The sequence below is a fragment of the Gryllotalpicola ginsengisoli DSM 22003 genome (assembly GCF_000419445.1).
Classification (GTDB): Bacteria; Actinomycetota; Actinomycetes; order Actinomycetales; family Microbacteriaceae; genus Gryllotalpicola; species Gryllotalpicola ginsengisoli.
In genome coordinates this window covers 879,001-901,938 of sequence record NZ_AULK01000001.1, presented here as the reverse complement: position 1 = coordinate 901,938, position 22,938 = coordinate 879,001, and the positions used below count along the sequence as shown (strand labels likewise).

General features: G+C 70.9%; 20 protein-coding genes and 1 tRNA gene. 13 read left to right on the top strand and 8 right to left on the bottom strand.

The window, feature by feature from the left end:
* Nucleotides 1–106: 106 nt before the first annotated feature.
* Both pth and H563_RS17220 read left to right on the top strand, forming a co-directional pair.
* Nucleotides 107–700, top strand: coding sequence for an aminoacyl-tRNA hydrolase (pth, locus tag H563_RS0104395; protein ID WP_022881393.1), 594 nt, complete (start codon nucleotides 107–109; stop codon nucleotides 698–700).
* Between the two features lie 136 nt (nucleotides 701–836).
* Entirely contained in the window at nucleotides 837–1,526 is a 690-nt protein-coding gene (locus H563_RS17220) for an HAD family hydrolase (RefSeq protein ID WP_022881392.1), read from the top strand.
* Here the strand turns inward: H563_RS17220 and H563_RS0104385 are convergent, their stop codons facing one another.
* Complete coding sequence (locus tag H563_RS0104385; protein ID WP_027479090.1) at nucleotides 1,527–1,817, bottom strand: Dabb family protein; 291 nt, start codon at nucleotides 1,815–1,817, stop codon at nucleotides 1,527–1,529.
* A 97-nt stretch (nucleotides 1,818–1,914) separates the two neighbouring features.
* Between H563_RS0104385 and mfd the strand changes: the two genes are divergently transcribed.
* A complete protein-coding gene (gene mfd / locus H563_RS0104380; RefSeq protein ID WP_022881390.1) occupies nucleotides 1,915–5,505 on the top strand; it encodes a transcription-repair coupling factor in 3,591 nt (1,196 codons plus the stop codon).
* A gap of 110 nt (nucleotides 5,506–5,615) precedes the next feature.
* Here the strand turns inward: mfd and H563_RS0104375 are convergent, their stop codons facing one another.
* Both H563_RS0104375 and H563_RS0104370 read right to left on the bottom strand, forming a co-directional pair.
* Nucleotides 5,616–6,221, bottom strand: coding sequence for a VIT1/CCC1 transporter family protein (locus tag H563_RS0104375; protein WP_022881389.1), 606 nt, complete (start codon nucleotides 6,219–6,221; stop codon nucleotides 5,616–5,618).
* An 88-nt stretch (nucleotides 6,222–6,309) separates the two neighbouring features.
* Nucleotides 6,310–7,449: a Na+/H+ antiporter NhaA gene (locus H563_RS0104370; protein WP_022881388.1), complete on the bottom strand. Its 1,140-nt coding sequence runs from the start codon at nucleotides 7,447–7,449 to the stop codon at nucleotides 6,310–6,312.
* A gap of 76 nt (nucleotides 7,450–7,525) precedes the next feature.
* Between H563_RS0104370 and H563_RS0104365 the strand changes: the two genes are divergently transcribed.
* Nucleotides 7,526–8,173: a MazG family protein gene (locus H563_RS0104365; RefSeq protein WP_027479088.1), complete on the top strand. Its 648-nt coding sequence runs from the start codon at nucleotides 7,526–7,528 to the stop codon at nucleotides 8,171–8,173.
* On the opposite strand, the gene H563_RS0104360 is transcribed toward H563_RS0104365, so the two are convergent.
* Nucleotides 8,170–9,618 carry an MDR family MFS transporter gene (locus H563_RS0104360; protein WP_027479087.1) on the bottom strand — a complete coding sequence of 483 codons (1,449 nt, stop codon included), beginning with the start codon at nucleotides 9,616–9,618 and terminating at the stop codon, nucleotides 8,170–8,172. The genes H563_RS0104365 and H563_RS0104360 overlap by 4 nt on opposite strands.
* Nucleotides 9,619–9,684: 66 nt before the next feature.
* On the opposite strand from H563_RS0104360, the gene hisS reads away from it, so the two are divergent.
* The 7 genes from hisS to H563_RS0104325 all read left to right on the top strand — a co-directional run bounded on the left by hisS (nucleotide 9,685) and on the right by H563_RS0104325 (nucleotide 16,504).
* Nucleotides 9,685–10,962, top strand: coding sequence for a histidine--tRNA ligase (gene hisS / locus H563_RS0104355; protein WP_022881387.1), 1,278 nt, complete (start codon nucleotides 9,685–9,687; stop codon nucleotides 10,960–10,962).
* A gap of 72 nt (nucleotides 10,963–11,034) precedes the next feature.
* The gene (eno, locus tag H563_RS0104350; protein ID WP_022881386.1) at nucleotides 11,035–12,315 is read left to right on the top strand and encodes a phosphopyruvate hydratase; all 1,281 of its coding nucleotides are present in this window, start codon (nucleotides 11,035–11,037) and stop codon (nucleotides 12,313–12,315) included.
* Between the two features lie 198 nt (nucleotides 12,316–12,513).
* Nucleotides 12,514–13,062, top strand: a complete 549-nt coding sequence (locus tag H563_RS14905; protein ID WP_022881385.1) for an FtsB family cell division protein — start codon at nucleotides 12,514–12,516, stop codon at nucleotides 13,060–13,062.
* 19 nt (nucleotides 13,063–13,081) lie between these two features.
* Entirely contained in the window at nucleotides 13,082–13,594 is a 513-nt protein-coding gene (locus tag H563_RS0104340; protein WP_022881384.1) for a DUF501 domain-containing protein, read from the top strand.
* Between the two features lie 52 nt (nucleotides 13,595–13,646).
* A complete protein-coding gene (locus H563_RS14900) occupies nucleotides 13,647–15,254 on the top strand; it encodes an NAD(P)/FAD-dependent oxidoreductase (RefSeq protein ID WP_022881383.1) in 1,608 nt (535 codons plus the stop codon).
* An 80-nt stretch (nucleotides 15,255–15,334) separates the two neighbouring features.
* A tRNA-Leu gene (locus H563_RS0104330) sits at nucleotides 15,335–15,408 on the top strand.
* 565 nt (nucleotides 15,409–15,973) lie between these two features.
* Nucleotides 15,974–16,504: a YdcF family protein gene (locus H563_RS0104325; protein WP_033209287.1), complete on the top strand. Its 531-nt coding sequence runs from the start codon at nucleotides 15,974–15,976 to the stop codon at nucleotides 16,502–16,504.
* 34 nt (nucleotides 16,505–16,538) lie between these two features.
* Here the strand turns inward: H563_RS0104325 and H563_RS0104320 are convergent, their stop codons facing one another.
* The 4 genes from H563_RS0104320 to H563_RS0104305 are packed head-to-tail and all read right to left on the bottom strand — an operon-like array spanning nucleotide 16,539 to nucleotide 21,268.
* Nucleotides 16,539–19,112: a DEAD/DEAH box helicase gene (locus H563_RS0104320; protein WP_022881381.1), complete on the bottom strand. Its 2,574-nt coding sequence runs from the start codon at nucleotides 19,110–19,112 to the stop codon at nucleotides 16,539–16,541.
* 24 nt (nucleotides 19,113–19,136) lie between these two features.
* Nucleotides 19,137–19,871, bottom strand: coding sequence for an ABC transporter permease (locus H563_RS0104315; protein WP_022881380.1), 735 nt, complete (start codon nucleotides 19,869–19,871; stop codon nucleotides 19,137–19,139).
* Nucleotides 19,868–20,590 carry an ABC transporter ATP-binding protein gene (locus H563_RS0104310; RefSeq protein WP_022881379.1) on the bottom strand — a complete coding sequence of 241 codons (723 nt, stop codon included), beginning with the start codon at nucleotides 20,588–20,590 and terminating at the stop codon, nucleotides 19,868–19,870. The genes H563_RS0104315 and H563_RS0104310 overlap by 4 nt, the downstream gene beginning before the upstream one ends.
* Nucleotides 20,591–20,650: 60 nt before the next feature.
* Nucleotides 20,651–21,268 (bottom strand): TetR/AcrR family transcriptional regulator, encoded by a 618-nt coding sequence (locus tag H563_RS0104305; RefSeq protein WP_022881378.1) that lies wholly within the window; start codon nucleotides 21,266–21,268, stop codon nucleotides 20,651–20,653.
* 160 nt (nucleotides 21,269–21,428) lie between these two features.
* Between H563_RS0104305 and H563_RS0104300 the strand changes: the two genes are divergently transcribed.
* Both H563_RS0104300 and H563_RS0104295 read left to right on the top strand, forming a co-directional pair.
* Complete coding sequence (locus H563_RS0104300) at nucleotides 21,429–21,995, top strand: LemA family protein (RefSeq protein WP_027479084.1); 567 nt, start codon at nucleotides 21,429–21,431, stop codon at nucleotides 21,993–21,995.
* 27 nt (nucleotides 21,996–22,022) lie between these two features.
* Nucleotides 22,023–22,937 carry a M48 family metalloprotease gene (locus tag H563_RS0104295; protein ID WP_022881376.1) on the top strand — a complete coding sequence of 305 codons (915 nt, stop codon included), beginning with the start codon at nucleotides 22,023–22,025 and terminating at the stop codon, nucleotides 22,935–22,937.
* Nucleotide 22,938 lies beyond the last annotated feature (1 nt).

Here is a 22,938-nt window from a genome sequence, read left to right as displayed (position 1 = left end):
CGTTCGCTGAGGAGCGGCCGCAGGCCGCGTCTCGAAGCGCGCACGAACCCCGCGAAGGCGGTCGCCCCACCAGGGGCGGCCGCCTTTTCGCGTATCTTGGTGAGTCATGGCCCCAGCACGCGACCCGTGGCTCGTCGTCGGTCTCGGCAACCCCGGTCCGGCCTACGCGAACACCCGCCACAACGTCGGGCAGATGGTCGTCGACGAGCTCGCGGCCCGCGCATCCGCCTCGTTCAAGTCGCACAAGACCAACTCGCACGTCGCCGAGGGGCGCACCCGGCCCGGCGGCCCGAAGCTGATCCTCGCCAAGTCCAACGGCTACATGAACACCTCGGGCGGGCCGGTGTCGCAGCTGCTGCGCTTCTTCTCCCTGACCCCCGAGCAGCTCATCGTCGTGCACGACGAGCTCGACATCCCGTTCGACACCCTGAAGCTCAAGTTCGGCGGCGGCCACGGTGGCCACAACGGCCTGCGCGACATCATCAAGGCGATCGGAACGGGTGACTTCACGCGCGTGCGGGTCGGCGTGGGCCGCCCGCCCGGTTCGACGGATGCCGCGGACCACGTGCTGAAGCCGTTCTCGGCCGCCGAGCGCAAGACCCTGCCCATCCTCATCGCCGACGCCGCCGACGCGGTCGAGCTGATCACCACCGAGGGCCTGACCGCCGCCCAGTTGAGGTTCCACACCAAGACGGCGTGACCCGGGGGAGCGGCCCCGCGTAGGAACGGAGATCTCGCGCGACACGCCGTCCGCGGGCCCGGTCGGGACGGCGTGTCGCCCAGAATCTCCGTTCCTATGCATCCCGCTCGGCGAGCTCGTCCGGCAGAATGCCGACGTGACGGGGGAGCGCGCGACGATCTGGTGGGACTTCGACGGAACGCTTGCCTATCGTGACGGCCTGTGGTCGGCCGCGCTCATCGCTGCCCTCGACCGCGTGCATGCCGAGCATGGTCTCGCGGTCGACGATGTGGCCCTCGGTCTGTCGACCGGTTTCCCGTGGCACTCGCCCGAGGCACTTCACAACGAGTTGACGGATGCCGCGGACTGGTGGGCGCGGCTTCAGCCGGTGTTCCTCGCGGCATACGAGAGCGCGCGGGTCGATGCCGAGATCGCTGCAGACGCAGCGTTGCTCGTGCGCGAGATCTTCGTCGACGTCTCTGGCTGGCACCTCTTGGCAGGAGCACGAGACGCAGTGGAAGCGACCGCAGCTGAAGGCGTCCGTAACCTCATCGTCAGCAACCATGTGCCTGAACTGCCCCTGATCGTCGAAGGTCTAGGAATATCCGGCTGCTTTACGGCGATGGTTAATTCGGCGGTCGTCGGAGCTGAAAAGCCGCACCCGTTGATCTTCGAAGCCGCCCGCCGGGCATCGGTTCCTGATGCGCCGATCTGGATGGTGGGCGACAATCCGAAAGCCGACATCGAGGGTGCCGCCATGGTCGGCGTCCCCGGCATCCTCGTCGGTAAGAACTCGGAACTCACGGCGCTGGACGCCGCGCGCCGCATCATCACCGAACTCGGCTGACTACAGCAGCGTGTAGTCGATCTCGAGGAAGTCGGCGACCTCGCTCTGCCAGTGCTCGCGCACGAACGCCTCGTGCAGCGGGTGCGTGAAGTAGCCCTCGTACTCGGCCTGGGTGTCGAACTCCATCGACAGCCCGAAGGTGAAGTCGTTCTTGGCGCCGATCTGGCGCAGCCGCTCGAAGTCGCGCACCCCCGGAACGGCGACGAGCTCCGCGGCGGCGTCGAGGAACGCGGCCTCTTCGGCGGAACCCGCGGGATGGACGAGACGGAAGGCGACGGTGTGCCGGATCATGCCCACACCCTACGGGCGAGCGACCGGGCGCGTCGGCTGCTGCGCGACGAGTTCGCGGCGCAGCGCGGTGTCGGCACCCGCCCGTAGACTTGATCGAGTGGTACTCGAGGGATTGATCGAGGCGCTTTCGCGCGCCCAGACGTTCGACGACGCCCTCGCGTACGCGAGCCGCAGCGCCGACTTCTCGCTCACCGACGGCCTGCGCGCGCCGCTGCTGGCCGGGCTGATCGGCAAGCGCCCGCCCGAGGCGCGCGCGCTGCTCGTCGTGACCGCCACCGGCCGCGACTCCGAGGCGCTGCGCACGGCGCTTCCGCCGTTCCTGCCCGACGCCGAGATCGTCGATTTCCCCGCCTGGGAGACGATGCCGCACGAGCGGCTGAGCCCCTCCGCCGAGATCGTCGGGAAGCGCCTGACCGCCCTGCGCCGGCTGCAGCAATGGAGCAGGCAGCCCGGCGCGACGCATCCGATCGTCGTCGTCGCCAGCGTGCGCGCCGCGCTGCAGCCGGTCGCCGACAACCTCACCGAGATCGAGCCGATCGAGCTCGAGACGGGGCACCGCGGCTACGACCTCGACCGCATCACGCAGCGGCTGGTCGACCTCGCCTACTCGCGCGTCGACATGGTCACCCGGCGCGGAGAGTTCGCGGTGCGCGGCGGCATCCTCGACGTGTTCTCGCCGGTGGCGGAGCACCCGTACCGCATCGACTTCTTCGGCGACGAGGTCGACCAGATCCGCTGGTTCTCCGTCGCCGACCAGCGCTCGCTCGCCGAGCCCGTGCGCACCGCCGTGCTTCCGCCGAGCCGCGAACTGCTGCTCTCGGACTCGGTGCGGCAGCGGGCGCGCGAGATGCAGCACGAGTTCCCCGGGCTCGCGTCGATGCTCGAGAAGATCGGCCAGGGCATCCCCGTCGAGGGCATGGAGTCGCTCGCGCCCGCCCTCGTCGACCGGCTGGTGCCGATCACGCACTACCTGCCCGAGGGCGCCGCCGTCGCCGTCGTCGCGCCCGAGCGCGTCGCCACCCGCGCGGTGAGCCTCGCCGAGACGAACCGCGAGTTCCTGGCCGCCGCCTGGAGCGCCGCCACCGTCGGCGCCGCCGCCCCCATCGACCTCGACGCGGGCGACTTCCTCACCCTCGAGCAGCTGCGCGCGAGCAGGCCCGGCCAGGCCTGGTGGACGCTCTCGCAGTTCCACGCCGGCGAGGCGGCTGACGCCGTGCGCATCGACGCCGACGCGGTGCCCAGCTTCCAGGGCAACGTGTCCGGCGCGCTCGACCACGTGGGCGGGCTGCTCAAAGACGGATGGCGCGTGCTGATCGCCGCCGCCGGCCAGGGCCTCGTGGGCCGGGCCGCCGACGTGCTGGCCGAGGCGGGCCTGGCCGCCCGCGTCGTCGACGACTACCCGGCCGATGCCGAGCCGGGGGTCGCCTACCTGGTCAAGGCTCCGGTCGAGCACGGCTTCCAGCTGGCGGGGGAGGACGGCGGGCCGGGGCTCGCGCTGGTCGGCGAGACCGAGTTCTACGGCCGCACCGTCGGCTACGACAGCCGCCAGGTCAAGAAGCTCGGTAGCCGGCGCAAGAACGTCGTCGACCCGCTGCAGCTCAAGCCCGGCGACATCGTGGTGCACCAGACGCACGGCATCGGCAAGTTCGTCGAGCTGGTGCAGCGCGAGGTGTCCACCGGCGGGCGCAACGCCGTGAAGACCAAGCGCGAATACCTCGTGCTGGAGTACGCGCCGAGCAAGCGCGGCCGGCCCGGCGACAAGCTCTACGTGCCCACCGACCAGCTCGATCTGCTGACCCGCTACGTCGGCGGGGAGGAGCCGGCGCTGTCCAAGATGGGCGGCAGCGACTGGGCGGCGGCGAAGTCGAAGGCGCGCAAGGCGGTGCGCGACATCGCCGTCGAGCTGGTGAAGCTCTACTCGGCGCGGATGGCCGCGAAGGGCTTCGCGTTCCCGCCCGACACGCCCTGGCAGGCCGAGCTCGAGGAGGCGTTCCCCTTCGTCGAGACGCCCGACCAGCTGAAGACCATCCAGGAGGTGAAGGCCGACATGGAGCGGCCGATCCCGATGGACCGGCTGATCTCGGGCGACGTCGGCTTCGGCAAGACCGAGATCGCGGTGCGCGCCGCGTTCAAGGCGGTGCAGGGCGGCAAGCAGGTCGCCGTGCTCGTGCCCACGACGCTGCTCGTGAAGCAGCACTTCGAGACCTTCTCCGAGCGGTTCGCCGGGTTCCCCGTGCACCTGCGCCAGCTCTCCCGGTTCCAGAGCGACAAGGAGGCGAAGGAGACCCTAGACGGGCTCGCCGACGGCACCGTCGACGTCGTCATCGGCACGCACCGCCTGCTCACCCAGGGCGTCGTCTTCAAAGACCTGGGACTCGTGATCGTCGACGAGGAGCAGCGCTTCGGCGTCGAGCACAAGGACGCGCTGAAGAAGCTCAAGACCAACGTCGACGTGCTCGCGATGAGCGCCACCCCGATCCCGCGCACGCTCGAGATGGCGGTGACCGGCATCCGCGAGATGTCGACCCTGCAGACGCCGCCGGAGGACAGGCATCCGATTCTCACCTTCGTCGGCCCGTACTCGGACAAGCAGACCGCCGCGGCGATCCGGCGCGAGATCCTGCGCGAGGGCCAGGTGTTCTTCGTGCACAACCGGGTCTCCTCGATCAACCGGATCGCCACACACCTGGCCGAGTTGGTGCCCGAGGCGCGCATCGCCGTCGCGCACGGGCAGCTGCCCGAGCACGTGCTCGAGCAGATCGTCGTCGACTTCTGGGAGCGCAAGTTCGACGTGCTGGTCTGCACGACGATCATCGAGACCGGGCTCGACATCGCCAACGCGAACACGATCATCGTCGACCGCGCCGACAAGTACGGCCTGTCGCAGCTGCACCAGCTGCGCGGCCGGGTGGGCCGCGGTCGCGAGCGCGCGTACGCGTACTTCCTGTGGGATGAGAACAAGCCGCTGTCGGAGACGGCGCACGACCGGCTGTCGACCCTCGCGGCGAACAACGACCTCGGCTCGGGCATGCAGATCGCGCTGAAGGACCTCGAGATCCGCGGCGCCGGCAACCTGCTCGGCGGCGAGCAGTCGGGCCACATCGCCGGCGTCGGCTTCGACCTGTATCTGCGCATGATCGGCGAGGCGGTGGGCCAGTTCCGCGGCGAAGTGGCCGAGGGGCAGACCGAGCTGCGGCTCGAGCTGCCGGTGGACGCGCACATCCCCGAGGACTACGTCGACTCGGAGCGGCTGCGGCTCGAGGCGTACCAGAAGCTGTCTGCCGCGAGCGGCCCGGCCGCGAAGGACGACGCCATCGACCTCGTCGTCGAGGAGCTCACCGACCGCTACGGCGAACCGCCCGAGCCGGTCGCCAACCTCGTCGCCGTCGCCCGGCTGCGCCGCCACGCCCAGCTCGCCGGGCTGTCGGAGGTGGTCACGATGGGCTCGAACCTGCGCATCGCGCCCGCCGACCTGCCCGACTCGCGCCAGGTGCGGCTGCAGCGGATGTATCCGGGCTCGCGCCACTTCGCCCAGCAGCGGGCGATCTCGGTGCCGATCAAGCAGGTGAACGGGCAGCCGCTGCCCGACGCCGAGCTGATCGCGTGGGTGGGCGAGCTGCTGAACGCGATCTTCCCGCTGCCGGCGAAGGATGCGCAGGACGCCCCCGACGCGAAAGCGTCGGCGTAGCGCCGGCGGGGCCGCGAAGGCGTCGGCGTAGCGCCGGCGGGGCCGCGAAGGCGTCGGCGTAGCGCCGGCGGGGCCGCGAAGGCGTCGGCGTAGCGCCGGCGGTCTGCGACTCAGGCCGCGGTCGTGCCGAGCAGCGCGCCGATCACGAACGTCACGGCGAGGGCGATCGCGCCGCCCACCACGACCCGGATGGTCGCCCGCAGCGGGGGAGCGTCGCCGAACCGGGCGCCGAGCCAGCCGGTCAGCGCCAGGGCGAGCAGCACGGCGCCGAAGGTGACCGGGATGCGCGGCGGAACGGGCACCAGCACGATCGTGAGGAACGGCAGCAGGCCGCCGCAGAAGAACGCCAGCAGCGAGGCCAGCGCGGCATGCCACGGGCTCGTGTCCTCCGGGTCCTCGTCGGTCTGACCGCGTGCGGCGCGCGCCCGCAGTGCGTCGCGCTGCGAGCTCACCGAGACGTACTCGCCGAGCGCCATGGACAGTGCGCCGCCGACGAGGGCGGCCAGGCCCGCCAGGAGGATCGGATGGATCGCCTCGGTGCCGCCGGCGACGCCGACCACGACCGCGGCGACGGAAACGATGCCGTCGTTGGCGCCGAGCACTCCGGCGCGCAGCCAGTTGAGCCGGGAGGCGATGCTCCCGGGCTGCCCCGGCACGGCCTGGGCGGCGGGGGCGGTGCCCAGCAGTGCGCGTATGGGGGCGAGGACGGTCGGCATGCACTCATGGAACCACCGCCGACCGCCGCCTGTATAGCAAGGTGAGGCATGCCTAAACGCCTGGTCAGCGCGCGTTAGTGAGGCTGTCCTAAGACGTGATCGGATGCTCCCGCCGGTTGCGCCTCGCGAGCAGCGCCACGAGCACCGCGCTCACGACGATCGACACCGCGGAGCCGAGCAGTACTGCGAGCGTGCCCTGGTCCGCGACGGTGTGGTCGTCCGAGAACGCGAGCTCGTTCATCAGCAGCGACACGGTGAAGCCGATGCCGCCGAGCGCCCCGACGGCGACGAGCGCCCGCAGCGGCAGCGGTGGGTGCCCGCCGCCCCGGCCGACGAACGAGCCGATCCAGCCGCCGAAGGTGATGCCGATGATCTTCCCCACCGGCAGCGCGACGAGGATCGCCCAGAACGGGGCCGACAGGCCCGAGAGCCCGACGGCGGGCACCGTGACGAGTGCGGCCGAGAAGGCGAACAGGGGCAGCACCAGCCCGTTCGACCAGGGCTCGAGCCGGTGGGTGATGCGCCCGGCCGGCCGGCGTGCCATCACCGCGCCCAGCGCGACTCCTGCGATCGTGGCGTGGATGCCGGACTGGTAGGTGTACCACCAGGCGAGCACCCCGGCGATCACGAGCAGCACCAGGATCGGCAGCCGCAGCCCGCCCCGGCGCACGAGCAGCGAGAGCAGCCCGAAGGCGGCGACGCAGGCGGCCGCGGCGAGCAGCATCCCCGGGTCGACCCCGGTGGTGAAGAACACGGCGATGATGACGATCGCCATCAGGTCGTCGAGCACGGCCAGGGCGAGCAGGAAGACCCGCAGCCGGTTCGGCAGGCCGCGGCCGAAGACGGCGAGCACCCCGAGGGCGAAGGCGATGTCGGTGGCGGTCGGGATGGGCCATCCGTGCCCGAAGCCGTGCGGCGCCGCGATCAGCGCGTAGACGAGCGCCGGCACGACCACGCCGCACACGGCGGCGATCGCGGGCCTGACCGCCTTGTGCCACGAGTTCAGCTCGCCGGCGACGAACTCGTGCTTGAGCTCGACGGCGACGATGAAGAAGAAGATCGCGAGCAGCCCATCGCTGATCCAGTGGCCGACGCTCAGCGCGCCGAGCTGCGCATGCTGCACGTCGTGCAGGAACGGGCCCGCGCCAGTGTTGGCGAGGATGAGCCCGAGGGCGGCGGCCCCGAGCAGGAGCGCGGCGGCCGAGCGCTCGGATCGGATCAGACTCACGCTTGCCTCCAGGCAGGTCGGACGAGCGCCGACCAGACTTCCCGGCTCACCGGCCCTCAGCCTACAGAATGGGCGTATGCCGCAGACCGAGAGCGCCCTCGACGGCTTCGCCGCCGCCATGTCCGAGGTGATGGACCGCTGCGTGTGGACGCAGCGCGAGACGCACGAGAGTCTCGTGCCGTACCTGATCGAGGAGAGCTACGAGCTCGTCGACGCGATCGAGTCCGGCCGCCGCGACGACCTGCTCGAAGAGCTCGGCGACGTGCTGTGGCAGGTGGTCTTCCACGCCGAGATCGCCAAGCGCACCCCCGGCGAGGGCTTCGACATCGACGACGTCGCGGCGAACGTCACGGCCAAGATGGTGCGCCGGCACCCGCACGTCTTCGGCGACGAGGTCGCCGAGACTCCGGAGGACGTGGTGCGGTTGTGGACCGCCGCGAAGGCCGCCGAGAAGCGCGACCGCACGAGCGTGCTCGACGGCCTGCCGCAGCACCTGCCCGCGCTCGCGCTCGCCGACAAGATGATCGGGCGTGCCGGCCAGGTGGGCGTGACCGTGGCGACGGATGCCGCAGCCGAGGCATCCGTCGATGATGAGGCCGCCCTCGGCGACGCCCTGCTCGCCCTCGTCGCCCGCGCCCGCGCGCAGGGTCTCGACGCCGAGCGGGCCCTGCGCACCCGGCTGCGCGGCCTCGCCGACGAGGTGCGCGCGGCGGAGTCGGGCTAGGCCGGAACCGCTTCGGCCGCCTCGGCTCCCGCCTGCTGCCGGCGGTGGGCCGGCATGAAGAACACCGCAACGAGCAGCGCCACCGCGACGGCCGCGATCGACAGGTAGACGAGGTGCATGGCCGTCATCAGCCCCGGCCCCTCGGGCACGCCGGCCGCGTTGAGCCGCACGTGGCCGTTAACGACGGCGCCGAAGATCGCGACGCCGATGGCCGAGCCCATCGACCGGGCGAACATGTTCGATCCGGTGACCGCGCCGCGCTCGCTCCACGACGCGGAGGTCTGCGCGGCGATCAGGGTGGGCACGGCCGTGAGCCCCATGCCGGCGCCGATCACGAAGCAGAACAGCGCGACGAGCCAGATCGACGACTGCGCTCCGAGCGTGAGGGTGAGCAGCGCCCCGAGCAGCACGAGCGACGAGCCGATCACGGAGGTGACCCGGAAGCCGTGCCTCAGGTAGATGCGCCCCGCCTGCGAGGCCGACAGCGGCCAGCCGAGGGTGAGCGCCGCGAGCGCGAAACCGGCGATCAGCGCCGAGGCGCCGAGCACGTCCTGCGCGTAGATCGGCACGTACGTCGACAGCCCCATCACGATCACGCCGATCACGAGCGACGCGATCGTCGAGGCGGCGACGACGCGCCGCTTCAGCAGACCGAGCGAGAAGATCGGATGCTTCACCCGCAGCTCCACCGCCACGAACGTCCCGAGCAGCGCCGCCGCCGCGACGAAGATGCCGATCGAGACGGGGGAGTCCCACGCCCAGGAGGAACCGCCCTCGAGCAGGCCGAGCAGCAGCCCCGTCGTGCCGCCGGCGAGCAGCGCGGCGCCGAGGTAGTCGATGCCCTCCCGCTCGCCCTCGCCGTGTGCCTTCTCGAGGTAGGCGCGGATCAGCATGAACCCGGCGATCAGCGCGAGCGGGATGTTGATCCAGAAGATCCACCGCCACGCGCTGAGCTGGCTGAACAGGCCGCCGAGGGTGGGGCCGACGACCGAGGCGATGCCCCACACCGAGGCGAGGTACCCCTGCGTCTTCGCGCGCTCCTCGAGCGTGAAGATGTCGCTCGTGATGGTCATCGAGATGGGCAGCACGGCGCCCGCGCCGAGCCCCTGGATCACCCGCGCCCCGATCAGCACCGGCATCGACCAGGCGGCCCCGCACAGGATGGAGCCGAGCAGGAACAGCCCGATGCCCACCAGCAGCAGCCGCTTGCGGCCGAGCACGTCGGCCAGTCGCCCGTAGATCGGCACCGACACCGCCTGCGCGAGCAGGTAGACCGAGAACAGCCACGGCAGCTGCTGGAAGTGGCCCAGGTCTTTCGCGATCGAGGACGACGCGGTCGCGATGATCGTCGAGTCGAGGGCCACGAGGGCGGTGGCGAGCATGAGGGACAGCAGGATCGGGCCGCGCTCCGAGCGCAGGCCGACCCCGGCGGGTCGTTCGGGCATGCGACGTACAAGTGAGCGCCCTCCGGCGGATATTCCCGCCTCCGCGGGCCTGCCATCATGGGAGCTATGGCCCCTGACGTGAACCCGCCTCGCGGCATGCGCGATTTCCTGCCGGCAGAGAAGGCCAAGCGGGAGCAGCTGCTGTCCACGATCCGAGACCAGTACCGGGCCCGCGGCTTCGAGGAGATCGAGACGCCGGTCGTCGAGGACGCAGCCCGGCTGCACTCGGGGCTCGGCGGCGACAACGAGAAACTCGCCTTCGGCATCCTGAAGCGCGGCCTCGACGCCTCCGATGTGGCCCGCGCCGCGGCATCCGATGACCTCACCTCGCTCACCGACCTGGGGCTGCGCTTCGACCTGACCGTGCCGCTCGCGCGGTTCTACGCCACCAACCGGGCCAAGCTGCCGCCGGTGTTCAAGTCCATCCAGATCGCGCCGGTGTGGCGGGCCGAGCGCCCGCAGAAGGGCCGCTACCGCCAGTTCGTGCAGTGCGACATCGACATCATCGGCGAGGCCGGGCCGCTGGCCGAGATCGAGCTGATCACGGCGACGGCGGCGACGCTCACCGCGCTCGGGCTGCACGGATGCCGCATCCGCATCAACCACCGCGCGATCCTGCGCCACCTCATCGCCTCGTGGGGGGTCGCCGCGAAAGACACCGAGCGCGCCCTCATCACGATCGACAAGGAGGACAAGATCGGGGTCGACGGCGTCGTCGCCGAACTGACCGCCCTCGACATCCTGCCGGAGAGCACGGCGGAGCAGGCGCGCCTCGACCTCGGCGAACTCGCCGACGACGGCTGGGGGCTCGCGGGGGAGGGCGCGCCCGCCTGGCTCGACCAGTCCGCCTACGCCGAACTGCTCGGCATCCGCGACGCGGTGAAGGCGGCGGCCCCCGACGTGCCGCTGATCTTCTCGCACAACCTGGTGCGCGGCATGGGCTACTACACGGGGGCGATCTTCGAGATCCAGCACCCCGAGTTCGGGTACTCGCTCGGCGGCGGCGGCCGCTACGACGGCATGATCGGGCGCTTCCTCGGCAGCGACGTGCCGGCGGCCGGCTTCTCCATCGGCTTCGAGCGGATCGTCGACCTGATCCCCGACCCGGCGCCCTCGGGCGACGAGGCCGTGGTGCTCGTGCACGACAAGGACGTGCCGCCGCAGCGGCTGATCTCGCTGCAGGCCGAGCTCATCGCCCAGGGCCGGCGCGTGCGGCTCGAGAAGCGGGCGAAGAACGTCAAGGCGCTGCTCGCCCGCGCCGCGGAGTCCGGCTACGGCGCCTTCGCCAACGTGCACGCCGACACGGCCTCGGCCGATGAGCTGCAGCTTCGGCCCCTGGCGTGACCAGGCGCGCTCACTAGAGTTGACAGGGACCTGAGACCCGGGTCCGCCCGCCCCATCAGAAGGAGACGAAACGTGGCTGCAATCGAGGCCGTTGGCGCTCGCGAGATCCTGGACTCCCGTGGCAATCCGACCGTCGAGGTCGAGGTGCTGCTTGACGACGGAACGGTGTCGCGCGCGGCCGTCCCGTCCGGCGCGTCGACCGGCGCGTTCGAGGCCTACGAGCTGCGCGACGGCGACAAGGAGCGCTACCAGGGCAAGGGCGTGCGCAAGGCCGTCGACGCCGTGCTCGACGACCTCGGCCCCGCCGTCGAGGGCATCGAGGCGACCGAGCAGCGCATCGTCGACCAGACCCTGATCGAGACCGACGGCAGCGAGAACAAGTCGACCCTCGGCGCCAACGCCATCCTCGGCGTCTCACTCGCCGTCGCCCGGGCCGCGGCCGACTCCGTCGACCTGCCGCTCTACCAGTACCTCGGCGGGCCGAACGCCCACGTCCTGCCCGTGCCGCTGTTCAACGTGATCAACGGCGGCGAGCACGCCGACAACGGCATCGACTTCCAGGAGTTCTTCCTCGCCCCGATCGGTGCCGAGACCTTCTCGGATGCGCTGCGCTGGGGCGCCGAGACCTACCACGTGCTCAAGAGCGAGCTGAAGGCCGCCGGCTTCGCCACCGGCCTCGGCGACGAGGGCGGCTTCGCCCCCGACCTGCCCAGCAACCGCGAGGGCCTGGACTTCCTCGTCAAGGCGATCGAGAAGGCCGGCTTCACCCCCGGCTCCGACATCGCGGTGGGGCTCGACGTCGCGGCGACCGAGTTCTTCTCCGACGGCGTGTACCGCGTGGAGAACAAGGACTGGACGGCCGCGGAGCTCACCGACTACTTCGTCGGCCTCGTGAACGACTTCCCGATCGTCACGATCGAGGACGCCCTCGCCGAGGACGACTGGGAGAACTGGAAGACGCTCACCGACGCCCTCGGCGACAAGGTGCAGCTCGTCGGCGACGACCTGTTCGTCACCAACCCGACCCGGCTGGCCAAGGGCATCGAGCTCGGCGTCGCCAACTCGCTGCTGGTGAAGGTGAACCAGATCGGCACCCTCACCGAGACCTTCAACGCGGTCGAGCTGGCGCACCGCGCCGGGTACACCACGATGTTCTCGCACCGCTCGGGCGAGACGGAGGACACGACGATCGCCGACCTCGTCGTCGCCGTGAACTCCGGGCAGATCAAGAGCGGAGCCCCCGCCCGCAGCGAGCGCGTGGCGAAGTACAACCAGCTGCTGCGCATCGAGGAGGAGCTCGGCGACGCCGCGGTCTTCGCCGGCCGCACCGCCTTCCCCCGCTTCGGCAAGTAGCACCCGCCCCGCTGGTCGAGTAGCCGCATAGCGGCGTATCGAGACCCCGTTGGTCGAGTAGCCCGCATGCGGGCGTATCGAGACCCGTTGGTCGAGTAGCCGCATAGCGGCGTATCGAGACCTTCGAATTCCCCGAATCAGATCTCGATACGGCGCTTCGCGCCTACTCGATCAGCGGGTGCCCATACTCTGACTGACATGCCGAGCTCAGCACGACCCGCCGCGGATGCGCGCGGCTGGCTGCGAGGCATCCGCTTCTCGTGGTTCGCGTTCGTCATGCTCTGCGTGATCGTCATCGGCGTGCTGATCATCGCGCCGACCGCGCGCCTGTACGCCCAGCAGCAGGACCAGATCGCGAAGCTCGAGAGCCAGAACTCCGCCAAGAAGGCGAAGGTCGAGAGCCTGAAGAAGCAGGTCGACGACTGGGACGACCCGGCCTACATCCGCGCACAGGCCCGCGAGCGGCTGCTGTACGTGATGCCGGGGGAGACCAGCTACCTCATCATCGACGACCTGCCGGCCACCGCGAGCACCGCGAAGCCCACCGTGACCACGCAGGTGCAGGAGAAGACCGGCGACTGGGCGGGCACCCTGGTGCGCTCGATGCTGACCGGACCCGCCGAGCAGTACGCCAAGGAGCAGGCCGCGAAGAAGGCTGCCGCGAAGAAGGCCGCCGCGAAGAAGGCTGCAGAGCAGAAGGCGAAGGCGAAGCAGTCGGCCACGCCCAGCCCGGCGACGACCCAGTGAGTCTTGCGAGAATGGCGGGATGACCGCGCCCCAGTTCGAGCCCGCCACCGAGCGCGACGTCGCCGTCGTCACCGCCCAGCTGGGCCGCCCCGCCCGCGGCGTGCTGGGCATCGCCGCACGGTGCGTGTGCGGCAACCCGACCGTGGTCGCCACGGCGCCCCGCCTGCCGGGCGGAACCCCCTTCCCGACCCTCTACTACCTCACCCACCCGGCCGCGACCGCCGCCATGTCGCGCCTCGAGGCCGACCACGTGATGGCCGAATTCCAGGAGCTGGTCGAGACGGATGCCGCGGTGCATGCCGCGTACGAGGCGGCCCACCGCGCCTATCTCGCCGACCGGGAGTCGATCGAGGCCGTGGAGGAGATCCGGGGCTTCTCGGCCGGCGGAATGCCCGATCGGGTGAAGTGCCTGCACGCCCTCGCGGCCCACTCCCTGGCCGCCGGACCGGGCGTCAACCCCATCGGCGATCTCGCCCTGGAACGTGGGGATTGGTCGCCAAACGTCTGCGAGTGCGCCGATTACGGCCTCTGAATCACGGACTGTAGGCTAGGGCCACACCTGTTCTTCGAGGAGACGCATCACTGTGCCCAAGATCCTGATTGTCGGTGGCGGTTACGCCGGTTTCTACACCGCGTGGAAGCTGGAGAAGTCGCTTCGTAAGGGTGAGGCCGAGGTCACCATGGTCGACCCGCTCCCTTACATGACGTACCAGCCGTTCCTCCCCGAGGTCGCCGCGGGCTCCATCGACCCGCGTTACGCGGTGGTCAACCACCGCCGTCACCTCAAGACCACCAACATCATCTCGGGCCGCGTCACCTACGTGAACCACGCCGAGAAGAAGGCGACCATCACCCCGCTCGTGGGCGAGCCGTACGACGTCGACTACGACCACGTGGTGATCACCGCGGGCGCCGTGAGCCGCACCTTCCCGATCCCGGGCGTCGCCGACGAGGCCGTCGGTATGAAGAACATCGAGGAGGCCGTGTACGTGCGCGACCGCCTCATCACCAACTTCGACAAGGCGGCTGGCCTGCCCAAGGGCGACCCGCTGCGCGAGCGGCTGCTCACCGTCACCGTCGTCGGCGGCGGTTTCGCCGGCATCGAGGCGTACGCCGAGCTGCGTTCGGCCGCCTCGGCCCTGCTCAAGTACTACCCCGAGATCGAATTCGACGACATCAAGTTCCACTTGGTCGAGGCGATGGGCCGCATCATGCCCGAGGTGTCGCTCGAGACCAGCCACTGGGTCGTCAACCGCCTGGCCGAGCGAGGCGCCCCGATCCACCTCGACACGCAGCTCTCCAGCGCGGTCGGCGGCAAGATGGAGCTCTCCAACGGCGACAGCTTCGAGAGCGACCTGCTGATCTGGACGGCCGGCGTCATGGCCACCCCGACCGTCACCCGGCACACCGACCTTCCCGTCGAGGCGCGCGGCCGCATCACCACCGAGGCGAGCCTGCGCGTGATCGACGCCGACGGCACCCCGATCGAGGGCGCCTGGTCGGCCGGCGACGTCGCGGCCGTGCCCGACCTGACCGGGAAGGGCGTCGGCGGCTTCTGCGTGCCCAACGCCCAGCACGCCGTGCGCCAGGCCAAGCTGCTGGCGAAGAACCTCGTGGCCGTGCTGCGCGGCGAGGCGCCCAAGGACTACGTGCACAAGAGCCTCGGCGCGGTCGCCGGCCTCGGCCTCTACGACGGCGTCTTCCAGTCGGGCAACCTCGCCATCAAGGGCTTCGTCGCCTGGCTGATGCACCGCGGCTACCACGGTCTGGCGATGCCGACGTGGGAGCGCAAGTGGCGCGTGATCTTCGGCTGGATCGGCAACTTCTTCCTCGGCCGCGACTTCGCGACGCTCGCCGCCGTGCAGCAGCCGCGCGTGGCGTTCCAGGAGTTCGCGTCGCGCCCGAAGCCGCCGGCACCGGTGGCCGAGACCCCGGCTCCGGCCGCCGCGCCCGCCGCCGCTGCGGCGCCGGCCGCTGCTCCGGCTCCGGCCGCAGCGCCTGCCGCCGAGCCCGCTCCTGCGCCGGCCGCCGAGGCCGCTGCGACCGAGACCAAGCCGAGCGCCGCGACCGAGGAGGCCGCCGCGAAGAAGCCCGCGCCGCGCACGCGCGCCCCGCGCAAGACGGCCGCGCAGAGGGCCGCCGAGGCGGAGTCGGCCGAGAAGACCGAGCCCGCCGAGAAGCCGGCGGAGTAGGCATCCGATCTCACGACCGAGGGCTCGCCCGCTGAGGGCGGGCCCTCGTCGCGTCTAGCCTGGATGCCGGCGCGAGCCACGCCCCCGTAGCCCAATTGGCAGAGGCAGCGGACTTAAAATCCGCCCAGTGTCGGTTCGAACCCGACCGGGGGTACCGTCGGCGCCGCCCGTCGCACGATCGGGCGCACTTCGCACGATATGGCACCCGTTCTCAGCGATTTCGCCTGCGTTATCGTGCGATCTGCGCCAAAACGAGAACGGATGCCCCGCAGCGCCCCGCCCGCGCCGTCTCTCCTTCGGCTCGCGCTCGTAGACCACGGCCGACCAGTGGTTGTCCAGCTCGTCCCAAGCGGCCCGGCCGCCGTAGGTGAGGCCGAAGCGCAGGTTGAGCAGCGGCCCCAGCACGTCGAGCACATCGGGCACGAACGGCGTTCCGGGCGGGAAGCGCAGCCCGAAGCTGTGGATGATACCGTCGTCGGCCGCCCGCAACCACACGCCCCAACCCTGGTCGACGGGCGTGCTGACCACCCGGAACACCAGCGCGGGGTCGAAGTCGGCGGGCACGAGGTCGTCGGCATCGGTCATGCGGCCACGCTACACACCGGCCGCCCGCGACGCGGGTCTGGCGATCCCCGCCGTGCCCGGCGCAGACTGAAGGTGGGGCCGGCCGGCCTCGGCAGGATGCACAGCGCGGTGCCCCGAGCGAAAGGCGCCGTGACATGCCCAGACGTGCGGCCAGGGTGGCCCTGGCGATCGCCGCGACCGTCGCCGCGGTCGTCGCCGCGGGGCTGCCGCTCTACGTCTTCCCGCACAGCGACAAGCCGGCGAAGGCCGACGCCGTGATCATCCTCGGCCCCGGCTACGCCGATCGTCGTGCCGAGGCGCAGCGCCTCGTCGACGAGGGCTACGCGCCACGCATCTACCTGTCGGTGCCCGCCTCGCAGCTGCACGGCGGCGCCTGCTCCTCCGTCGACGTCACCTGCTTCGTCCCCGACCCGTTCACCACCCGGGGCGAGGCCCGCTTCACCGAGCGCATGGCGGCGCAGCAGCACTGGTCGCGCGTGATCGTCATCACCGGCGGCTACCACGCGACCCGGGCGCGCTACATCTTCGACAGCTGCGCCACCTCCGTGGACGTGCGGCTGATCGGCGTGCGCGAAGCGCTCGGCCCGCTGCACTGGGCGTACCAGTACGCCTATCAGACCGCGGCGTTCGGCAAGGCGTTCCTGCTCGGCTGCGCCGGCGCGTGAGCGCACGACTTACCCGGTGACGGATGCGCGCGCGTCAGATCCGCCCGATCCAGTCCACGTGCACCACGGCCTCGCCGGCCTCCTCCGACGCCGCGAGGTCGACCGTGGCGCGGATGCGCCAGTCGTGGTCGCCCGCCGGGTCGGCGAGCGTCTGCTCGACCTTCCACGCGCCGGCCTGCTCGTCGACCGCGAACAAGGCCGCCGATCTCGCCGCGCCGTCGGTGCCGATCTCGTCGTGCTCGGCGTAGTACGCGTCGAGGAACGCCGGCCAGTCCACGTCGGGGTCGAGCTCGGCGAGCTCCTCGTCGCGCTCAAGCGCGGCCAGCTGCACCCGGCGGAACAGCTCGTTGCGCACGAGCACGGTGAAGGCGCGCTTGTTGGTGAGAATGCTCGGGGGAGCGGGCGGCACGACCGGGGTGTCGTCCGTGACGACCGGGTTCGCCAGGTCGGCCCACTCGTCGACGAGCGACGAGTCGACCTGCCGCACCAGCTCTCCCAGCCACTCGATGATGTCGCGCAGCTCGTCGTCCTTGGCCTCGTCGGGCACGGTCTGGCGGATGGCGCGGTAGGCGTCCGACAGATACCGCAGCACGAGCCCCTCCGAGCGGGCCAGCTGGTAGTGCTGCACGTATTCGGCGAACGACATCGCCCGCTCGAACATGTCGCGCACGACCGACTTGGGGGAGAGCGAGAAGTCGCGCACCCACGGCTGCCCGGCCGCGAACACCTCGAACTGCTGCTCGAGCAGCTCCTCGAGCGGCTTGGGGTAGCTGATCTCCTCGAGGCGCTCCATGCGCTCCTCGTAGTCGATGCCCTCGCGCTTCATCGCCGCCACCGCCTCGCCGCGTGCCGCGAACTCCTGCTGCGAGAGGATCACCCGCGGGTCATCGAGCGTCGCCTCGATGATCGAGACCACGTCGAGCGCGTAGTGGCCGGTGCCGACTCCCGTGACTGCCGCTTGGTCTCGGTCTCCATTCACGCTGCGCGTGAGTCGACCCGCCGCATTCGCCTGCGGCGAGTCGACCGGCGGATGCGCCGGCTCGAGCAGCTCGATCGCGGCGAGGGCGAACGGCGAGAGCGGCTGATTCAGGGCGAAGTTGGGCTGCAGCTCGACGGTGAGGTGCACCCGGCCCGAGGCATCCGTCGCCACGACGCCCGCCGCGACCAGCGTGCGGTAGATCCCGAGCGCGCGCCGGGCCAGCTCGTACTGGCGCGCACGCGGCTGGTGGTTCTCGAAGATCAGCCGGCGCATGTTGGCGAGCGGATCGCCGCCGCGGGCGATGACGTTGATGAGCATCGCCGCCGTGACTTCGAAGTGCGGCACGAGCGGTTCGGGTTCGGCGGCGACCAGCCGCTCGAACGAGCCGCGGCCCCAGGTCACGAATCCGGCGGGCGGCTTCTTGCGCACCACCTTCTTGAGCTTCTTCGGATCGTCGCCGGCCTTGGGCAGCGCGGCGGCGTTCTCGATCTCGTGCTCGGGCGCCTCGACGACGACCGTGCCGGCCGTGTCGAAGCCGGCGCGGCCGGCGCGCCCCGCGATCTGATGGAACTCGCGGGCGGTCAGCTGGCGCATCCGCGTGCCGTCGAACTTCGACAGGCCCGTCAGCAGCACCGAGCGGATCGGCACGTTGATGCCCACGCCCAGCGTGTCGGTGCCGCAGATCACCGGCAGCAGCCCGCGCTGGGCGAGCGTCTCGACCAGCCGGCGGTAGCGCGGCAGCATGCCCGCGTGATGGACGCCGATGCCGGCGCGCACGAGCCGTGAGAGGGTTTTGCCGAACGAGGTGGTGAAGCGGAAGCCGCCGATCGCCTCCGCGATCTCGTCGCGCCGCTCGCGGCTCGCGATGCGCAGCGACGACAGCCCCTGCGCGAGCTCGAGGGCCGCCGCCTGCGAGAAGTGCACGACGTAGACCGGCGCCTCGCGATCCTCGAGCAGGCGCTGCACGGTCTCGTGCACCGGCGTGTCGACGTACTCGAACGACAGCGGCACCGGCCGCTCGACCCCGGTCACCTGCGCCACGTCGCGCCCGGTGCGCCGCTTCAGGTCCTCCACGATCGCGGTCACGTCGCCGAGCGTCGCCGACATCAGCACGAACTGCGCCCGCGGCAACTCGAGCAGCGGCACCTGCCACGCCCAGCCGCGGTCGGGGTCGCCGTAGTAGTGGAACTCGTCCATCACGACCTGGTCGACGGGCGCGTCGGCGCCCTGCCGCAGCGCCAGATTCGCCAGGATCTCGGCCGTGCAGCACACGATCGGCGCATCCGGGTTGACGCTCACGTCGCCCGTCACCATGCCCACGTTGTCAGCGCCGAATACCTCGGTGAGCGCGAAGAACTTCTCGCTGACCAGCGCCTTGATCGGGGCCGTGTAGTACGAGCGGCCGCCTTGGGCGACGGATGCCGCGTGCGCCGCCACCGCGACCAGAGACTTCCCCGTGCCGGTCGGGGTGGACAGCACGAGGTGGGAGCCGAGGAAGACCTCCATCACCGACTCGTCCTGGGCCGGGTAGAGGGTGATGCCGCGGTCTGCGGCCCAGGCGACGAATGCCTCGTACATCGCGCTCGGGTCGTAGGGGCCGGTCAGGCGCTCGAGCAGGCTCAGGGGCATCCGTCCCAGTCTAGGAGCGGGGTGTCACGCCGACCGCCGCCGCAGGGTGACCGCGCCCACGACGATCGCGCCGACCACCCAGGCGCCGATGAAGCCGATGCGGGTCCACACCCAGGCGTCGTCGTGGGTGCCCTGGGCCACGGCGGTCAGCGCGTCGATCGCGTGCGAGAGCGGCAGCCAGTCGCCGATCGTGTGCAGCACGTCGGGCATCTGGTCGCGCGGCACGAAGATGCCGCCGAGCAGGATCTGCGGGAAGATCAGCGCCGGCAGGAACTGCACCACTTGGAACTCGGTGCGGGCGAAGGCGCTCGCGAACAGCCCGAGCGCGGTGCCGAGCAGGGCGTCCACGACCGCCACCGCGAACAGCAGCCACATCGACCCGTCGATGTCGAGCCCGCACACCCATACCGCATACGACACGGCGACCGCCGTCTGCACCAGCCCGAGCAGCCCGAACGCGAGTGCATAGCCGACGATGAAGTCGCCCTTGCCGAGCGGCATCGCCAGCAGCCGCTCGAGGGTGCCGGTGCGCCGCTCGCGCAGCGTGGTGATGCTCGTGACCAGGAACATCACGATGAACGGGAACAGCGCGATCATCGCCGGGCCGATCGAGTCGAACACCCGGGTGTCGGTGAAGATCCAGGCGAGCAGCCCGATCAGCAGGCTCGGCACCACCACGAGCAGCGCGATCGTGCGCGGGTCGTGGCGGATCTGCGTCAGCACGCGACCCGCCGTCACGAAGGTGCGCCGGAAGCTCATCGCCCCGCCTCCTTGCTGCGGATGATCTCGAGGAACGCCGCCTCGGCGTCGGGCGCGCCGGTGGCGTGCAGCAGTCCTTGCGGGGTGTCGTCAGCGATGATCTCGCCGTCGCGCATCAGCAGCAGCCGGTCGCAGCGCGTCGCCTCGTCCATCACATGGCTCGAGACGAACAGGCTGACCCCCGACTCGGCCAGCTCGTGGAACAGGCTCCACAGCTCGAAGCGCAGCACCGGGTCGAGACCCACGGTCGGCTCGTCGAGCACGAGCAGCTCGGGCTCGCCGAGCAGCGCCGCCGCCAGCGACACCCGGTTGCGCTGGCCGCCGGAGAGGCTGTGCACGACCTGCCCGGCCTGCCCGGCGAGCCCGGTCTGCTCCAGCACCCGGTCGACGTCGCCGGCGGGCGCGCCGAGCACCCCGCGGAAGTAGCGCAGGTTCTCACGCACCGTCAGGTCGTCGTACACGCTCGCGGCCTGGGTGACGTAGCCGATCCGGCTGCGCAGCGCCCGGCTGCCGGCGGGCCGGCCCAACACGGTGACGCCACCGGCGGCGACGCGCTGCACCCCGACGACGCAGCGCATCAGCGTGGTCTTGCCGCTGCCGCTCGGGCCGAGCAGGCCGACGACCTGCCCGCGGGGCACCGTCACGGTGAGGTCGCGCAGCACCGTGGAACGCCCTCGGCGCACCGAGAGACCGTCGACGGCGATGGCAACGTCGTTCATCACGTGATGAATTATTGACTCGGATGCCCCGGGCGTCAACCCCTCGCCCGTGCCCGCCGCTCAGCCGAACAGGTGCCGCTGCACGACCGGTCCGACCCGCTCGACGAGCTCCTCGGGGGTCGCCGACGCCAACGGCTCGAGCTCGAGCACGTAGCGGGTGACCAGCAGGCCGACGATCTGGGAGGCGGCCAGCGTGGCGCGCAACTCCGCGTCCGGCGCATCCGTCACCCGCGCGAGCCGGCTGAGCACTTCGCGCGTGATGAACGCCTTGGCGAGCGTCGCCACGGGCTTGCCGGCCACGGCGGCGCGCACCAGGGCCACCGCCCGCTGACGGCGACGGCGATCCTCGAGCTGCGTCGTGATGAAGCGGATGATGCCCGCCCCGATCTCGTCCCGCGGCCCGGCGAAGAGCCGGTCGAGCTCCTGGTCGGGCCGCACCGGGAACTGCACGGCCGCGGCGAGCAGCCCCGCCTTGCCGTCGAAGTAGTGGTGCACGAGCGCGGGGTCGACCCCGGCCCGGCGCGCGACGGCGCGCAGCGAGGTGGCGTCGTAGCCGTTCTCGGCGAACTCCGCCATCGCCGCCTTCAGGATGCGACTGCGGGTATCGGCGGATGCGGCGGCCCGCGGCCGCCCACGCCGGCGTGGGGCGGCGGCATCCGTCTCAGGCTCGGCGGTCATGCCAGCAGGGTACGCGCCCGCAGGCGCCGCGCCGGTGAGGCGGGTTTCTTGGAGTGAGCCGACAAGGGCCCGGGAGCCGCCGATGGCATCGATAGGATGTCGCCAGCGCGGGGGATCGAGCCCCCGGGCACATCGTCCGTCCGAGGAGCTGCTCGCCATGCTGTCCTGGCTGATCCCCGTCATCGTCATCGTCGCGATCCTCGTGATCATCGGCATCTGGTACTGGGCCACCTACAACTCGCTGATCACCCTGAACGTCCGCGTGGACGAGGCGTGGAGCGACATCACCGTCCAGCTGAAGAGGCGCGCCGATCTGCTCCCGAACCTGATCGAGACGGTGAAGGGCTACGCCTCCCACGAGAAGTCCGTGTTCGAGGACGTCACGAAGGCGCGGGCGGAGACCCTGTCGGCGCAGGGGCCGGCCGAGGCATCCGTCGCGGAAGGCCACCTGCAGTCGGCGCTGAAGAGCATCTTCGCCGTCGCGGAGGCGTACCCGCAGCTGCAGGCCAGCCAGAACTTCCTGCGCCTGCAATCCGATCTCGTCGACACCGAGGACAAGATCCAGGCCGCCCGGCGCTTCTACAACGGCGGCGTGCGCGAGTACAACACGAAGATCAGGCAGTTCCCCTCCAACATCGTCGCCAAGAACATGCACTACACCGACCGCGAGTTCTTCGAGGTCCCCGACACCGCGGCGATCTCCGAGCCGCCGCGCGTGCAGTTCTAGCCGGCACCGGAGGCCGATCCGCCGCCGATGTACCGCGCCATCGCGCGAAACAAGCGCAACACCGTCTTCTTCATCCTGTTCTTCCTGGTGCTCGTGGGCGCCGTGTCGTACGCCGTGAGCTACCTGATGGGCGGCGGCTGGTCGATCGCGATCATCGCCATGGTCATCGCCCTCGCCTACGCCGTGCTGCAGTACTTCACGGCCGGCGCGCAGGCGGTCGCCATGGCGGGCGCCGTCGAGATCCAGAAGGCCGACCACCCCGTGCTGTGGCAGACGGTCGAGAACATCGCCATCTCGACCGGGATGCCCATGCCCAGGGTGTACATCGTCAACGATCCGGCGCCCAACGCCTTCGCCACCGGGCGCGACCCCGAGCACGCCGTGGTCGCGGCGACCACGGGGCTGCTCGAGATCATGAACCCCACCGAGCTGATGGCCGTCATGGCGCACGAGATGGGGCACGTGCGCAACTACGACATCCGCGTCTCGACCGTCGTGTTCGGGCTGGTCGTCGCGATCGGATTCATCGCCGACATCTTCATCCGCTTCGCCTTCTACGGCGCCGTCTTCGGCGGCGGCAACCGGCGCGACAACAACAACGGCGGCGGGGGAGGCGGCAACCCCGTCGTGCTCGTGCTCGGCCTCGTCGCCGTCGTGCTGGCGCCGGTCATCGCCGCCATGGTGCAGGCGGCCATCTCCCGGCAGCGCGAGTACCTCGCCGACGCGACGAGCGCCGAGATCACGCGCTACCCCGAGGGACTCGAGTCGGCGCTCGCGAAGCTCGGCGACTACGCCCGCCCGATGCGGCGCCAGAACACCTCCATGGCGCACCTGTGGATCGCCGACCCGCTGCGCCCGTCGCTGATGTCGCGGCTGTTCTCCACCCACCCGCCGATCCCCGACCGCATCGCCCGCCTCCAGCAGATCGGTCAGGGCTTTTAGG